Source organism: Umezawaea endophytica, assembly GCF_025061645.1.
Taxonomy (GTDB): Bacteria; Actinomycetota; Actinomycetes; order Mycobacteriales; family Pseudonocardiaceae; genus Umezawaea; species Umezawaea endophytica.
In genome coordinates this window covers 59,951-74,780 of the sequence record NZ_JANYMP010000009.1, presented here as the reverse complement: position 1 = coordinate 74,780, position 14,830 = coordinate 59,951, and the positions used below count along the sequence as shown (strand labels likewise).

Below are 14,830 nucleotides of genomic sequence, written 5' to 3'. Positions count from 1 at the left end.
GTTGGTCGTCGAGATGGGTACGGGTGCCGTCGGACCTAGTGGAACGGTAGTACTCGTGCAGACCGATGATCTCAATGCGTAATCGTTGACTGGGCGCGTATTCGCGCTTGGGATGTAGCTACGGAATTGAGCCACGCTGGTGCGGCATCGACGCAAAACTCTGGGGCAGCTCACTCCTTCTTCACTCCTCCTGCGGCTCTGTTGATGTTGAAAACAAGCCCTGGGAGTGATCATGCAAAGATCGTTATTCATGCACGAAGAGGCCCGCCGAACTGGGCTTTTACCCAGAATCAGCGGGTTGATTCAGACCGTCGGGACGACAGGATTCGAACCTGCGACCCCTTGACCCCCAGCGTCGACCTCAAAGCTCGCTGACCTGCGGAAACGTTGATGCTGCAGCGCAGTAGACGTCAGCTCAACGTTGTACGACTCCACTCGGGAACGATCGGCGCTCCGAATCCGCTCCTTCTCCTTCTGCCACCACCCGTGCATCCAAGTCGACGACCACACGTGACGATCCACCATGCTCGATACCGGGGTCGACCTCCACGACATTCAGATCGCCGCGCGCCACGCCGACCCCAGAACCACCCCGCGCTACGACCGAGCCCGCAAAACCTCAACCGCCACCCCGACTACATCCTCACCGCCACCTGAACCATCACCACGCGGTCATGCCGAATGGCGTTCGGGTAGACGGAGTGTCATGCGGGCTCGGCTTGGAGGGTTTCGGTCACGGGACGGCGGCCGCCGATGCAGGCGGGAACGGTGGTGAGCACCGCCACCGCGAACACGGTCCCCACCACCAAGGTGAGCAGTTGCCAGAGCGATGGCAGCACAGCCCGGTCGCCGTCGCCGCCGGTGATCGCGTTGATGGCAGCGAACAACGCGAAGCCCCCTGGGAGACCCAGGACGGCGCCGGCGAACGCGGGCAGCACCTGCGCGACCGCCAGTGCCGTGCTCATTTCACCGGGGGTCGCGCCGAGCGCGCGCGTAAGTGCCGAGGAGTGCCGGTTGTCGAGCACGGTCGCCCAGGTGATGACGATGGCGTTGACCGCCGCCAGGGCGAGCAGGACGCCCATCCAGACGCCGAGCACGTGCCGCAGCACGATCACCTGAGCCTCGCTGTACGCGCCGGTGCCCGGCTGGTCGCCGAGGAAGGTGTTGAGCGCCAGGAGGACGTAGATCCCGCTGACCGTGACCCCGATGCTGACCACGCCCAGTACGACGCGTCGTGGCTGGCGGGCGGTCAGCCGCAGGGTGAGCAGCAGCGGGACGGGCAGTCGCGTCGAGACGGCGATCAGCCAACCGGTGCGGCGGGGTGGGCGTGCCGCGTTGGCCAGTGCGCTGACGGTACTGGAGCGGGCGCCGCGCACAGCGGGAACCGCGGTCGCCACCACGGCGACTCCGAGGGCGACGGCGGTCACGAGACCGATGGTGGACCACGTCAACGACGGTGTTCCCGCACTGCCGACGAGGCCCGCGCTCGACTCGGTGAGCAGTGGGGCGGTCAGCGCACCGATCACCAACCCGGCCGCTGCCGCGATGAGGGCCACGAGGAGGTATTCCGCGAGCAGCACGGCAGCGACCAGGCCCGGTGTGCCTCCGACTGCTTTGAGGAGTCCGACGCGTCGGGTCTGATCAGCCATCCGTCCGCCGACCAGCACCGAGAGACTGGCGATGGCGAGCAGGCCGAGCAGCCACGCGCCTATCAGCAGCAGGATCTGGGAATCCTTGGCCAGGTCCGTGGCCTCGGCGAGGATGTCCTGCCAGGTCTGCATGATCAGGGCGCCGCTGTTCGCGGCGACGAATGCCTGGGTGTCGCCGGGGTCGGCCAGCTTCAGGTTCGTCACGTACGACATCGGGCCCTGTGTCAGGGCAAGGCTTCGCACTTCTGCCTGAGTGAGCCAGACCAGTCCGGGGTTGTGCAACAACCGCGCGGGAAGGTTTCGGCCCTGCGGGATGGCGCCGTTGACGCATCCGGTCGTGACGATGCACGACGCCGCCGGATGGGGCGGCATGGCGGCGGTGACCGCGACGCCGGCGACCGTGAACGACTTGCCGCCCAGGGTGACCGGATCACCGACGTTCACATCGAGCGCGTCCGCGAAGGCGGCTTCGAGCACCACTTGGCCGCCGCTGACCCAGCTGCCTTGCGTCACCTCGGGCTGATCGACCGCCGCGATGGTGGCGTCGCGCCCTTCGACCTGCACGTCCGACGTCCGACCTGCTGCCTGGAGCCGCCCGGCGATCACGGGATACGGTCCGCTGTGCGCGGTGACGCCGGACGCCGTGGCCAGTTCTTCCAGCAGGGCGAGATCGGTGGGCCGAGCGACGTGGGCGACCACGTCGGGTCCGTTGGTCGCCGCCCTGGTGCTCTCGTACGGGTCGCTGGCCGCCTCACGGAGAACCAGTCCCAGGGTCAGCGTCGTGGTGGCCGCCAGGATGGCGATCATCAGGAGCGCGGCCTCGGTGCGGCGCTGCCGGAGGTCCCGCAGGGCCAAGCGGACCACGAGGAGGATTCGTCCCATTCCGGTCAGTCCTCCAGTCCGACGAGCGCGCCCAGCTTTCCGTTGGTGCCTCCGGTCAGTCGGGTCTCATCGATGAGCACGCCGTCACGCATGGAGAACATCCGGTCCGCGGTAGCCGCGATCCGTGCGTCGTGGGTGACGATGACCAGCGTCTGCCCGTACTCGTGCAGCTCGTCGAAGAGCTGGAGAACGTCCAGGGTGGCGGCGCTGTCCAGGTTTCCGGTCGGTTCATCGGCGAGGACGACCAGCGGTTCGTTGCTCAACGCCCTGGCGACCGCTACCCGTTGCCGCTGACCGCCGGAGAGCGCGGAGGGCAGGAACTTGGATCGACCGGCGAGTCCGAGTTGATCCAGCAGTTCCTCCGCACGTCGCCGAGCGGTCCGCGGCGAGCATCCGGCCAGCAGCGCCGACAGTTCGACGTTCTCCACCGCGGTGAGCTCCTCCATCAAGTGGAAGGACTGGAAGACATAGCTGACGTCGGTGCGCCGCATCCGAGCCAGGGCCTTCTCGCTGAGGTTGTCGATGCGCCGGCCGTTCAGCAGCACCTCGCCGCCCGAGGGGCGATCCAGCCCGCCGAGCAGGTGCAGCAGCGTCGACTTCCCGCAGCCGCTGGGCCCCATGATCGCCACGGTCTCTCCCGCGCGGATGTCGAGGTCGACCCCGTCGACGGCGCGCACCAGCCCTTCCCCCTTGCCGTATTCCTTCCGCAACGCGCGGGCGTGAAGCACGGGCGGGTCGGCGGTCTCGCTCACGAACCACTCCTTCGGTGGGTCCAGTTCTGCTCACATGCCTCGAGCCATCGCAGGTCCGCTTGGAGACGAAGCACGATGCCCTCCAGCAACAACGCCGCGTTCGAGCGGGCCGACTCGGCCATGGCGGCGCGTTGGGCGTCCCGCAGTCGCCGCAGCAACTCGCGGCGCTGCGTGTCGACGACCGTGAGCGGGTCGGCCAGTCCGGCTGATGCGGCGGCGACCAGCTTGAGATGGAACTCCGCGAGGTCGGGTTTCGGCCAGCTCACCTCGGCGATCCACTCGGCGACTCGCTGTTGACCATCGGGGGTGAGCCCGTACGCCTTGCGATCCGACCGGTCGGCGCCATCGGCGGGCACCTCCACCGCCACCAGACCAGCCTTTTCCAGCCGGGTCAGCGTGACGTAGATGTGCCCGGCGTTCATCGCGTCTCCGAGCGGGCCGAGCGCTTCGCGTAGCCGCGCGCGCAGTTGATAGCCGTGCGACGGCTCCTTGGCCAGCATCGCCAGGACCACTTCCTGCCTCATCGGCTCCTCCATATAACCGTTAGCCCCAACATCTAACCGTTATCCCCCTCGGTGTCAAACACACCAGGTACGCGCGGCATGAACTGCCGCGGCCGACTACCTGACGCTTGGCACGATCAGCGCTCACGAATTTCCGCAGGTAGGAGCGGTTTTCACTCATGTCGGTCCGCAGGGAGACGCTCGCGTAATTCCCCACCGGGAGGGTGGGCGTGTCGGTCGGGTCGGGTCGTCGCGAAGGAGCACGCTTCACGGGTTCACACCAGATGGCCGGGGAGTGGGGTTGACGAGGAGAACGTTCGACGTGACGGATGTGACCGAGATCCTGGTCCACTGGTACGCCGGTCGTTCGCAGAGAAGTCGCTACGGACAGCCGGTAGCCCATGCCCTACCCCTGGAGCGGAGCTCCTCGGAGCTGAACGCCAGCGCTACGACGACGGTCTTCGACTTCCGCTTCGAACCGCCCACGGGTAGTGGGCTCAACGCCGTGGTGCAGCAGAACGTGCAACGTCGAGACCGTCATCATCGCCGGCAAGATCCGCAAGTGGCGAGGATCCCTGCTCGACGCCGACCTCGTCCGCCTGCGCGGTGAGCTCGAGCGGTCACGCGATCACCTGTTCCGCGCGGCGGACGTCCAGCAGAACCTGTTCGGCTACAGCTGACGCCGGTCTGCGGGCCCGGTTACCGCACCGTCCACGCCTCCGCCGACCCCCTCGCGTCGGCCCGCAAGGTGGGGACGTCGCGCTCTTGGTTTGCGAGTCGGCGCTACCGGACGAGCTCGTCCTCGACGAATGCGGGCTTCGCCAGCGTGATCGCCGGGATGGTTGCGACGAGGTGACTGCGAGCGGGAACAGCAACGCGACGCCCTGGGCGAAGCCGCCGAGTGTCCTGTGGTGGATCGCGAAAACGGCCCGAGTTGCCGCTTTCGGCGAGCCGCGGACCGTCCTCGTGGTTTTCCAGCGTCAGCCCGTGCAGTGTCATCGTGGCACTCGGGCGCAGGCGGCCCGCGCCCCACGGCCGGGGATTCGTCGCTGGCTGCCGACGGCGCAAAGCTGGGGCCGCGAGATCACCGCGGTGGTGATCCACCACAACCCGTTCCGCCCAGCCGCCGGCGCGAATGACGTCGCCAGCGCCCAGGACGCGGTCGCCGACCGCAAAAACGGTGGCCGCGGGGCCGTGCGCGGTGACCACGCCGGCGAACTCCCCATCTGAGGACGACCCATTCGTCTGGCTCCGCGCCGTATGCCCTCCTAATCGGGGCTTCACCAGGGTTGACGCCGATAGCGGGGAACTCGCCGAGGAGGATACGACCTCCCTCAGCCCTGCGGCGTCACCGGCGTGGGGTGCCGTTCGTGGAGCAGGTCGAGGAACGCCCGTGTGGCGGCGCTGGGGTGGCGTGCCGCGACGGTGGCGACCGTCAACCGCCAGCACAGGTCCGCGTCGGCGACTTGGACGACGTGCAGGCCGCTCGAGTCGGGCACCAGGCGGTCGGCGAGGAACGCGATGCCCAGGCCGGCCCGGACGAAGTCGACCGCCGTCGCCACGTTGGCGACCTCCACCGTGACCTCGCGCTCGACGCCCGCGGCAGCGAACGCCTGATCTACGACGGTGCGGCTGCCGAACCCGACGGGGGTGTCCACGAACGGGAACTCGGCCAGCCGGGCGAGCGTCGCCCGGTGCTCGCCCGCGAGGGGGTGGGAACCGGGCACGTAGACGGCCAGCTCCGCGGTGGCCAGCAGCCGGGTGTCGAGGTCGGAGGGCCGCGGGCCGGGCAGGGCCAGGAACGCGACGTCTAGCCCACCCTCGCGCAGGTGCTGGGCCAGGCCGGCCGAGCCCGTCATGGCGGCCCGCAGGCGAACCGTGACGCCGGGGTGCTCCGCGTGCAGCTCCGCCAGGAGCCCAGGCAGGTCGACGACGTCGATCGCGGTCAGCGTGCCGACCGTCACGGTGCCGTGCAGGGCCCCCTGGACCTGGTGGACCGCGTCCTTGGCGGCCCGCGCGGCGTCGAGGGTGTCCTGGGCCCGCGGCTGGAACGCCTTCCCGGCCGCCGTGAGCGTGACGTGCCGGCCGCTGCGGTCGAACAGCTCCGATCCCAGCTCCCGTTCCAGGGCCCGGACTGTCGCGGACACCCCGGACTGGACGACGTGCAGCCGCGCCGCCGCCCTGGTGAAGCTCCCGGTGTCGGCGACCGCGAGGAAGTGTTCGAGGTGACGCAGTTCCACGGGGCGATTATCACTCACCATGCTGACGATCATCAGCAGACATCGTTGGACGTGCTGACCGAACTCCGGTGCACTGGACTCATGCGTGACAACGACACCCCGCAGTACACGGAACTCCCTGCCCGCGCGCGGCAGGCGATCGAAGACTTTCTGCCGCCCGACGCCCTCGTGGCCGAGCACCTGCAGCGCTACGCCGACGTGCAGCCCCGCCCCGCGGACCACGAAGGCGACACCGAGGTGCTCGACGGGGTCGCGTTCCACCACCACTTCGCCGAGGTCCCCGGCGACCAGGAAACGGTCCGCTGGCACTACGTCGAGACCGGGACCGGCGACCCGGTGGTGTTCCTGCACGGCATGCCCGACTCGTGGTTCCTGTGGCACCACCAGATGGCGGCGCTGGCCGGCTCCCACCGCTGCATCGCCGTGGACCTCAAAGGCTACGGGCAGTCGGAGAAGGGCAGGGGCGACTACCGGCAGGCGGGCGTGGCCCGGCAGCTGGTCGACCTGCTCGACGCGCTCGGCATCGACCGGTTCGCGCTGGTCACCCACGACCGCGGCACCGTGGTGGGCGACCACGTGGCGGCCGCCCAGCCGACGCGGGTCCGCCACTACGTCCGCGGCGAGCAGCACCTGCACCACTTCCACCCGGCGCTCTCCCCGCACGACGACCTCGTCGCGGAAGCCCCGTGGACCGGGATGCTGGCGGATCCCGGTCAGTTCGTGATCCGCGCCCATGCCATGGTCGGCGGCCTGCCGGTCACCGAAGCGGACCTGCGCCGCGTCATCCAGGAGTTCTCCTACCCTGGGATCGACCGTGCCGTCCCGCGCTACGCCATGGCGTCCACCTTCCGCAAGGAGTGGCTCGAGCGGCGCCGGGAACTGATCCCGCGCTGGCGGAGCCCGATCACCCTGCTCCAGGGCTGGGACTCGCGCACGCAGCCCCGCGAGTTCTTCGCCGACGCCGCCGTGCACATCCCGCACGCGGCCGGCGTCGACGTGCGCTACGTGACCGGCGGGCACTTCTGGCCGCTGGAAAGCCCGGACGAGACGACCGGCGTACTGCGCGAGGTGCTGGGCCGGTAGCCCAGGGCGTCATCCCTTCACACCGGTATGTGCACCAGCCCCTCGATGACCTGCCGCTGCGCCAGCACGAACACCACCAGGACCGGCACCGCCGTCATCCTGGCCGCGGCCAGCTGCACGTTCCACACCGGACCGCCGTGGCTATCGACAAACTGTCAGCGCCTGCGGCAGCACCACCTGCCAGAGGTGTCGGCCGTGACCACCGCGGCGACGATCTGGGTGGTCGCGTCGCTCGCCGTCAGGCTCGTCCTGGGGCCCGCGCGATCGCCCACTCACATCGCATGAATTCGTCGCACTTTCCGGCGAGGTCGCACACTGGACCTTTTCGGAACGGCGTCTCGTTAGCCGTTGTTACGGCGCTGGTTGGGCGGAACACGAAGCCCGCCTTGGTTACGGTGTCGGTTTTTGACGGCACGGCGTGGTGAGCCTCAGGCGGTTCGCCCTTTCCGACACCAGGTGGTTGCTGGTGCAGCGCGTCGCACTTCTACGGAACCGTTCGTGTGGCTCTGCCACGTGGTTCCGGTGGCCCGCCTCGCGAACTCACCCACACCGGTGCGGGTGAGGAATCTGACCGACGGCACCCTGCGCGCTACCCTCACCGGCCACTGACATCCGTTGCTATCGGCCCAATATCGCCAGTGAAGCTCTCGTCTACGATCTTGTCCGAACGTTGGGAGGAAGCTGTCATCGAAACCGCCGAATTGCTCATCGCGGCCGCGCGCACTCTCACTGCCGAAGCCGCCCAAGCCGAGCGGGACAGGCGGCTCACCGAGACGGGCTTGACCGCAGTCCGCGCGTCGGGTGCCTTCGCACTGAGCGCTCCGCGTGATTGCGGCGGTGTGGACGCGGACCTCACGACGAGGGTCCGGGTGTTGGCCGAGCTCGGCCGGACATGTCCGTCCACGGCCTGGGTCGTCGCGACGACCGCCGAGACGAAGATCGCGCTCCAGACCGTACTCTCGGGCCGGGTGCGCTCGGAGGTCTTCGACGACCCGGACGCGGTGATGTGCGCGGCCGGGCCGGGCCGCTGTGGTGCCCGGCGGCCTGCGAGTCAGCGGGCGCTGGAGCTACGCCTCGGGATGTGAGCACGCCACATGGGCGTTGCTCGTCGTCCAAGTGCACGATGGCGACCGTCCCGTGCGGCCCGCGGTGGTGGTCGTGCCGACGGACCGCTTGTCGATCGAGCGCGATTGGCAGGTAGCCGGTATCTGCGCTACGGGCAGCCACAACCTGGTCGGCGCGGATGTCATGGTCCCGGATTCCCACGTGCTCGACATGGCCCGCATGGCGGCAGGATCATCGGGCATCGCGATCGCCGTGAACCTGTTCGCCACACTGCTCGGAGCGGCGCGTGGTGCGCTCGACGTGGTGGCCGAGGTACTGGAGCGACGTCGGCCTCCGGGACCCGGCTACGGCAGCCTGGCGGAGTTCCCCGGTGCTCAGCAGTACTTCGCCGAGTCCGCCCATCGGGTGACTCCGCCGAACACCGCATGCTTCGGATCGCCGAGACGGTCACCCGACTGCGGCCTGGTGAGCCACTTGCCCCAGCCGACCACTCGCGCCTGCGGATGGACCTGCTCTCCGCCACGCGAGAATGCCGTCACGCCTTCGACGATCTGCTCGACCTGCACGGCGTGACCGGCTTCACCACGACGAACCCGTTGCAGCGGCTCTGGTGGGACTTCGCCGTGGGCTCGCGTCACGTTCAGTTCACCTCCTACGTCGTGGCACAAAACTACGGACGCCTTCTGCTCGGCGTCGGCGAGGCAGTCCCAGGTTCTGCGTAAGGGTTCCAGCCCTCGGACTGCTCACGTACGCGGTGCGCCTGAACCACTCGACGTTCCGAGTCCGCTCGATTCAGGGCCATCCCACCTGACGAAGGGGATCGAACGTCGTCAGTGTCCTGCGGGGCGAGGTCGGGGTGGAAGTGGGTGAGGTGCTGCTCGCCGCGCACGTAGTGCCGGATCGTTCAGGATGGCCGGTAACGATGTGGTCTCTCGGCACCGCACCTCGGTCATGGGTGCCGAGCGTGAACGTCTCAAGCCCCAGCTCGTCGAACAACGCCACGAGCTGGGCCGCAGCTCTTGAGGTCGACGGGCGGAGCTTCGGTACCCGTCAGCCAGCGCGGCCATCTGCTGGTGCCACAGGAACTTCGACGTCGCCTTCCTGCTCTGCGGCACGCTGTGGCACCTCGCCGAGCTGTGCGAGTCGCTCGGTGACGAGCTCCGGTGCGAATTCGGCCCGGCTCGGCCAGCACCGCCGCCCTCATCACATCGGCGATCACGGCCATTGGCACCCCTCGATTCCCGTCGTGACGAGTGCCAGTGTCGATCCGCCGGTCTCGGGGTGTCCAAGACCAATCACCGTCGCGCTCGATAGCCGCTGTCTATAGCCGACCACACAGGACACCAGAGGGAGTCAAGTACAAAACACCGTTCGATGATCTCCGCTGGGGTGGGTCTGCGCTCCGGTTGCTTGGCCAGGCACGCCTGCACGAGATCGCGCAACTGCTCCGGCACACCGGCCAGGTCGGGCGGTTCGTGCACCACGCGGTACTGCACCGACTCGGCGGGCCTTCACCGAACGGCGGCTGCCCGGTGGAAGCGAAGGCGACCACCCCACCGAGCGCGAAAACGTCTGCGGGTGACCTGGCCGGCAGCCCGCGCACCTGTTCAGGGTCGATGAAGCCGGGCGTGCCCAGGCTTGCTCCTGCGTGCGTGAGCTGTGTGCCGTCCCACGCGTGTGCGATGCCGAAGTCGATCACCCTGTGGGATGTCAGAACTCTGCACTGGCATGCTGAGCTGTGACGATCGCGCACGCTGGACCTCCAGGGCATGATCGTGAGGTGTGGCGTTACGACTGCTGTACCTGATTTTCGTCCGACTCGGCAACTGGCTGGTTCTACTCGGCCGGTCCTCTGCGGCCAAGGACGTGGAGTGGCTGGTACTGCGGCACGAGGTCGCCGTGCTGCGCCGGACCAACCCTCGTCCGCGGTTGGACTGGGCCGATCGCGCTGTGCTAGCCGCGCTGGTTCGCCGACTCCCCCGACTGCTGCGTGAGCACCGGTTGGTGACACCGGGAGCCATCCTGCGATGGCACCGAGGCCTGGTCGCGAGGAAATGGACCTACCCGAACCGCATCGGACGCCCTCAGATCGACGACACCATCGTGGCGTTGATCGAGCGCATGGCGCGGGAGAACACCGGCTGGGGCTACCGCCGGATCCACGGCGAGTTGCTCAAACTCGGCCACCGGGTAGCCGACTCGACCGTACGGCGCGTGCTCAAGCGCCTGCGAATTCCACCCGCTCCCCGGCGCGACACCGATACCTCCTGGCGAAGGTTCCTCCGTGCCCAGGCATCCGGCATGTTGGCCTGCGACTTCTTCCACGTCGACTGCGCCCTCACCCTCAAACGCGTCTACGAGTTCTTCGTGATGGAGGTCGCCACCCAATACGTCCACGTCGTCGGCACCACCACGAACGGGCCGCACCGCGGGCGCACCGCAGGCCGCCGGTGTGGGCGGGTGAATGAAGCCGGTGCGAGCCGGGTTCGTGCGAAAGCACTCCCACGACCGCCCTCACACGCGGAGGTACGCGGACGTTCTCCCGAACCGGGCCGTCACCGGAAGTGCCGGCGACGGCCCTGGCCGGCTCAGACCTGCGCGTATCCACCGTCGATGAACCACTCGGCACCGTTGACGAACGTGGCCTTGTCCGACGCCAGAAGCGTCGCCACCTCGGCGATCTCGTCCGGGTCGCCGATGCGTCCGATCGGAATGGCGTCGGTCAGCTGCGCCAGCCGGTCTTCCGCGCCTGCCGGATCACCCGCGGCCATCACGCTGAGCAGACTGCGGGTCAGCGTGGCTCCCGGGCTGAGCACGTTGACGCGGAAATCGTGCTCCTTGGTGTTCAAAGTCCAGCTGCGCACGAAGTTGCGAAGAGCAGCCTTGGTGGCACCGTAGACCTCGAGGCCGTGGTCCGGACGGTGGGACGAGGTCGACCCGATCAGGATCACCGACGCCCCGGACGACAGGAGCGGCATCGCTTTCTGCACACCGAAGACGACCCCTTTGACGTTGGTGGCGAACACCGCGTCGAAATGTTCCTCGGTGATCTGTCCCAGCGTGGCAGTCGTCGCCAGAGCGGCATTGGCGACCAGCACGTCGATCCGGCCGGCACGTTTCGCGACGGCTTCGTACAACCTGTCGATCGACGCCAGGTCGCTCACGTCGCATTCCACACCGACGGCCTGGAAGCCGATTTCCGCGGCGACCTCTTCCGCTTGCGCCTGCCGACGCCCGGTCACGAACACCGTGGCGCCCTCTCTGCTGAACCGGCGGGCGATCGCCAAGCCGATTCCACTCGTGGCGCCGGTGACCACCGCCACTTTACCCGCGAGTTGACCACTCATTGTTCTCCTACCTTCGAGCCGCCCGTGGCGCACGGTCAACGGGCGGCCTTGTGTCCGATGGTCCGCATCGCCGGCGGAAACCACCGAAATGAACCTGCCGAATCCCCGGCTAGGGCAGCAGCAACAGCTTTCCCGTGGTCGCGCGCGACTCGAGGTCGCGGTGCGCCTGGGAAGCCGCGGTCAGCGGATACCGGCCGCCGATCCGGACGGTCAGCTCACCCTTCTCGACAAGTGCGAACAACTCGGCCGAGTACTTCCGCAGCTTCTCCGGTGTGTTGATGTGGTCGGGAAGAGTGCCGTAGGTGAGACGAGTGCTGCGCGGGATCTCGTTCATGGCAATGGTCGGAACGTCCCCGATGAGAGGGCCGTAGAAGACCATGGTGCCGTGCGTGCGCAGCACGTCCAGCGATGCCTGGAAGGTGGGGCCGCCCGCGCCGTCGAAAACAACGTGCACTCCTGCGCCATCGGTGAGTTCCCGGACCGGACCGACGAAGGCGTCGCCCGTGGAGACCACGACGTGGTCGGCACCGGCCGCGGTGGCGATCTCGACCTTTTCGGGTCGGGACACCACACCGATCACGGTGCCACCGCGTGCCTTGATGAGCTGGATGAGCATCAGACCGACGCCACCCGCGGCGGCGTGCACGACCGCGATGTCGCCGGGCTGCACCGGGTGGCACACGGTGGCGTGGTGGTGGGCGGTCAGGCCTTGCAGCAGCAGAGCGGCGGCCGTCTCGTCGTCGATGGCGTCCGGGACCGGCACGACGAGATCGACTGGGACGGCGACCTGCTCCGCATAACTGCCGTGGGCGTCGATCGTCAAGAACGCGACACGGTCGCCCACCGCGAACTCGCTGACGCCCTCACCCAATTCCGACACGACACCAGAGGCTTCCATTCCGGGAACCTCGGCCAAGGCGCCACGGCGGATACCGATGTCGAAGAAGTTGACACCCACCGCGCGGACATCGACGAGAACTTCTCCCGGCGCCGGACTGGGAGTGGGCCGCTCCCGCAGCTTCAGCACCTCGGGACCGCCAGCTTCACTGATCAGCATTTCCTTCATGCGAATCACCGTAAGCAAGACAAAATGTACCAGCAAGTACAAAAAATTCGGCGCTCCGATTTTCGGAGCATGCCTGATGGAGGACTCGCGGAGTCCTCGCGAAGATTGCCGGTCTCAACGGATCAGGCAGGCCGGAGTTCAGGAAAAAGGGCGCAGGATTGGACCGAGAACCATGTCCAGGGCGATTTCGAGGTGATCCGCGGAACCAGTGGAGAGCAGGACACTGACACCACCCTGGATGACCGTGACCACCGCGGCGGCCAAGCGGTCGGCATCGATGCGCGGGTCGGCCTCACCGGCCGCCTGCGTCGCCTCGACACCGGCTCGGACAGCGTCCTGCCATCGTCGGATCAGCTGTCGTGCGACGGCCTGGGCCGCCGGGCTGTACCGGCCCACGTCGGCGATCAGCACCCCCAGCGGGCAATGCAGGCCCTGAGTGCGACAGGTCTCGACGACGACGTCGCGCCACTGCCGCCACGCCTGTCGCGAGGTGAGCTGACTGAGATACGGCTCCTGGTCGTCGAAGACGTTGCGGGCCTCGAGCTCCGTGACCGCGAGCAGGAGCTGTTCCCGCCCGCGGGGGAAGTAGTGGAACATCTGGCTCTTGCCGGTCCCACTCCGGCGGCACACGTCGTCGAGCGTGGTGACGACCGTGCCGCGCTCCCGGATCTCGGCAGCGGCGGCCTCGACGATCCGCTGACGGGTGGCCGCGCCCTTCGCGGTCTTCGTCATCGTCGAACCTGCGCGAGCTCCCTGGTTCCGCTGCCCACGAGTCTGCAGATGCCCAGCACCTCCCCGGCGCGGACGTCGAACGAGATCGGCGTGGTCAGCTCGTGGGTGATCAGGTCGCGGACGACGAGGTGCGGGTCGCCTCCCCCGCGCCGGAACCGGTCCTCCGCCCCGGGACGCTGCCCGGTCGCCATGGTCTCGGCACCGACGATGTTCTTGACCAGCGCCTCGTGGGACAGCTCCGCCATCGGAGCCGTGAGCACCTTCTTCCCGTTGCGCAGCACGGTGACCCGGTCGACCAGCCCGGTCAGCTCGTCCAGCCGGTGCGTGACGTAGATGAACGCCACCCCGCTGCGACGCATGCCGCGCAGCGACGTCGCGAGCCGCTCCACGTCCGGTTTGGGAAGACTGGCGCTGACCTCGTCCAAGACGACGATGCCGGGCTCCAAGGCCAGGGCGCGAGCCACGGCACACAACACCTGCTCGTCTTTGGACAGCGACCCGACCAGCCGCTCCGGGGAGAAGTCCGCGCCCACCGCGCCGAGCACACGAGCGACCCGTTCCGCCGTCGCACGCCGGCGAACCAGCCCGAACCGCTGCTCGAAACCGAGGTGCAGAGCGACGTTGTCCGCGACGCTGAGGTCCTCGACCAGCCCGAGGTCCTGGTGCACGAAGGCGATGCCGGCCGTCCGGGCCGCCTCGGGGTCGTGCCCGGGAGGGAGCCGCCGCCCGCGCACCTCGATGACCCCCGAGTCCAGGCGGTGGACTCCGGCAAGAATCTTGATGAGCGTCGACTTGCCCGCCCCGTTCACCCCGAGCAGAGCGTGGATCTCCCCCTGCTCGACGTCGAAGGAGACGCCGCGCAGGACCTCGCTGTGCCCGAAGCTCTTCGTCAGCTCCGTAAACCTCAGGGCCGGTCGCTCGCCCGCTCTCATCGGACCGTCCTGTCGAAGATCTGCTGGTTTCCCCGCTGCCAGTGCTCGACCTGGCGGATCTTGGTGATCTGCCAGCCCTCGTCGAGCCGGAGGTGGTACTCGTAGTAGCCCACCTGCTGGTGGAACTCCCCGTCGGCCGAGTCCTTGAGGTAGTGGGTCGCGTTGAGACTCGACCACGCCACCGCATTCCCCCCGTCGACGGAGATCTGGTGGTTGGCACTGAGGTGCTGGGTGGCGCTGTAGGACTCGAAAACCCGCCGTACCATGCACACCAGGTCGGCTCTTGTGAACACGACCCACCCATCGGTCCTGATGAGGTCGCACTCGACCTCGTCGGCGAAGCAGGACGCGAAGTCGTCCCACCGGTGCCGATCGATGCTCACGGCGTACTTGCAGAGCACGTCCACGATCGCGAACCGGTCCTCGATCGCGGTGAGCCGCTGTTGAAGGGACTTCTCCGACACGTTCCACACCTCCGTCGCCGACTGTCGGGTCCTCCGCGAGCCGGGCACGGCCGCGGCCCTGAGCCTGGTGTCCCAGTTCCACGTCGTCGTCCAGTCGAGACGAATGTTAGGTTGG

15 protein-coding genes are annotated in these 14,830 nt (G+C 68.1%); 5 read left to right on the top strand and 10 right to left on the bottom strand.

The genetic code is table 11. The features are described 5' to 3' along the window. Positions 1-704 precede the first annotated feature (704 nt). Genes NZH93_RS20175 through NZH93_RS20165 form a run of 3 tightly spaced genes read right to left on the bottom strand, consistent with a single transcriptional unit; the run spans position 705 to position 3,807 of the window. On the bottom strand, positions 705-2,531 hold the full coding sequence (locus NZH93_RS20175) for an FtsX-like permease family protein (protein ID WP_259624690.1): 1,827 nt from the start codon (positions 2,529-2,531) through the stop codon (positions 705-707). Between the two features lie 5 nt (positions 2,532-2,536). Next, the gene (locus tag NZH93_RS20170; RefSeq protein WP_259624689.1) at positions 2,537-3,283 is read right to left on the bottom strand and encodes an ABC transporter ATP-binding protein; all 747 of its coding nucleotides are present in this window, start codon (positions 3,281-3,283) and stop codon (positions 2,537-2,539) included. Further along, the gene (locus NZH93_RS20165; RefSeq protein WP_259624688.1) at positions 3,280-3,807 is read right to left on the bottom strand and encodes a PadR family transcriptional regulator; all 528 of its coding nucleotides are present in this window, start codon (positions 3,805-3,807) and stop codon (positions 3,280-3,282) included. The genes NZH93_RS20170 and NZH93_RS20165 overlap by 4 nt, the downstream gene beginning before the upstream one ends. Positions 3,808-4,277: 470 nt before the next feature. Here NZH93_RS20165 and NZH93_RS20160 point away from each other — a divergent pair, with 470 nt between their 5' ends. Beyond that, a complete protein-coding gene (locus NZH93_RS20160) occupies positions 4,278-4,466 on the top strand; it encodes a hypothetical protein (RefSeq protein ID WP_259624687.1) in 189 nt (62 codons plus the stop codon). A 103-nt stretch (positions 4,467-4,569) separates the two neighbouring features. Here the strand turns inward: NZH93_RS20160 and NZH93_RS20155 are convergent, their stop codons facing one another. Together NZH93_RS20155 and NZH93_RS20150 are read right to left on the bottom strand one after the other, a co-directional pair. Next, on the bottom strand, positions 4,570-4,995 hold the full coding sequence (locus NZH93_RS20155) for a hypothetical protein (protein ID WP_259624686.1): 426 nt from the start codon (positions 4,993-4,995) through the stop codon (positions 4,570-4,572). 125 nt (positions 4,996-5,120) lie between these two features. Continuing rightward, a complete protein-coding gene (locus tag NZH93_RS20150; protein WP_259624685.1) occupies positions 5,121-6,026 on the bottom strand; it encodes a LysR family transcriptional regulator in 906 nt (301 codons plus the stop codon). An 81-nt stretch (positions 6,027-6,107) separates the two neighbouring features. On the opposite strand from NZH93_RS20150, the gene NZH93_RS20145 reads away from it, so the two are divergent. The 4 genes from NZH93_RS20145 to NZH93_RS51275 all read left to right on the top strand — a co-directional run bounded on the left by NZH93_RS20145 (position 6,108) and on the right by NZH93_RS51275 (position 8,896). Beyond that, on the top strand, positions 6,108-7,109 hold the full coding sequence (locus tag NZH93_RS20145) for an alpha/beta fold hydrolase (RefSeq protein ID WP_259624684.1): 1,002 nt from the start codon (positions 6,108-6,110) through the stop codon (positions 7,107-7,109). Between the two features lie 659 nt (positions 7,110-7,768). Continuing rightward, on the top strand, positions 7,769-8,194 hold the full coding sequence (locus NZH93_RS20140) for an acyl-CoA dehydrogenase family protein (protein WP_259624683.1): 426 nt from the start codon (positions 7,769-7,771) through the stop codon (positions 8,192-8,194). A 73-nt stretch (positions 8,195-8,267) separates the two neighbouring features. Next, positions 8,268-8,747, top strand: a complete 480-nt coding sequence (locus NZH93_RS20135) for an acyl-CoA dehydrogenase family protein (protein ID WP_259624682.1) — start codon at positions 8,268-8,270, stop codon at positions 8,745-8,747. Beyond that, entirely contained in the window at positions 8,630-8,896 is a 267-nt protein-coding gene (locus tag NZH93_RS51275) for an acyl-CoA dehydrogenase family protein (RefSeq protein ID WP_372506726.1), read from the top strand. The genes NZH93_RS20135 and NZH93_RS51275 overlap by 118 nt, the downstream gene beginning before the upstream one ends. A 1,866-nt stretch (positions 8,897-10,762) precedes the next feature. On the opposite strand, the gene NZH93_RS20130 is transcribed toward NZH93_RS51275, so the two are convergent. The 5 genes from NZH93_RS20130 to NZH93_RS20110 form a co-directional block, all read right to left on the bottom strand. Continuing rightward, complete coding sequence (locus NZH93_RS20130; protein WP_259624681.1) at positions 10,763-11,521, bottom strand: SDR family NAD(P)-dependent oxidoreductase; 759 nt, start codon at positions 11,519-11,521, stop codon at positions 10,763-10,765. Between the two features lie 109 nt (positions 11,522-11,630). After that, positions 11,631-12,587, bottom strand: coding sequence for a quinone oxidoreductase family protein (locus NZH93_RS20125; protein WP_259624680.1), 957 nt, complete (start codon positions 12,585-12,587; stop codon positions 11,631-11,633). A 138-nt stretch (positions 12,588-12,725) separates the two neighbouring features. Continuing rightward, entirely contained in the window at positions 12,726-13,319 is a 594-nt protein-coding gene (locus NZH93_RS20120) for a TetR/AcrR family transcriptional regulator (RefSeq protein WP_259624679.1), read from the bottom strand. After that, positions 13,316-14,251, bottom strand: a complete 936-nt coding sequence (locus NZH93_RS20115; RefSeq protein ID WP_259624678.1) for an ATP-binding cassette domain-containing protein — start codon at positions 14,249-14,251, stop codon at positions 13,316-13,318. The genes NZH93_RS20120 and NZH93_RS20115 overlap by 4 nt, the downstream gene beginning before the upstream one ends. Further along, positions 14,248-14,715: a nuclear transport factor 2 family protein gene (locus NZH93_RS20110; protein ID WP_259624677.1), complete on the bottom strand. Its 468-nt coding sequence runs from the start codon at positions 14,713-14,715 to the stop codon at positions 14,248-14,250. The genes NZH93_RS20115 and NZH93_RS20110 overlap by 4 nt, the downstream gene beginning before the upstream one ends. Positions 14,716-14,830: the final 115 nt, after the last annotated feature.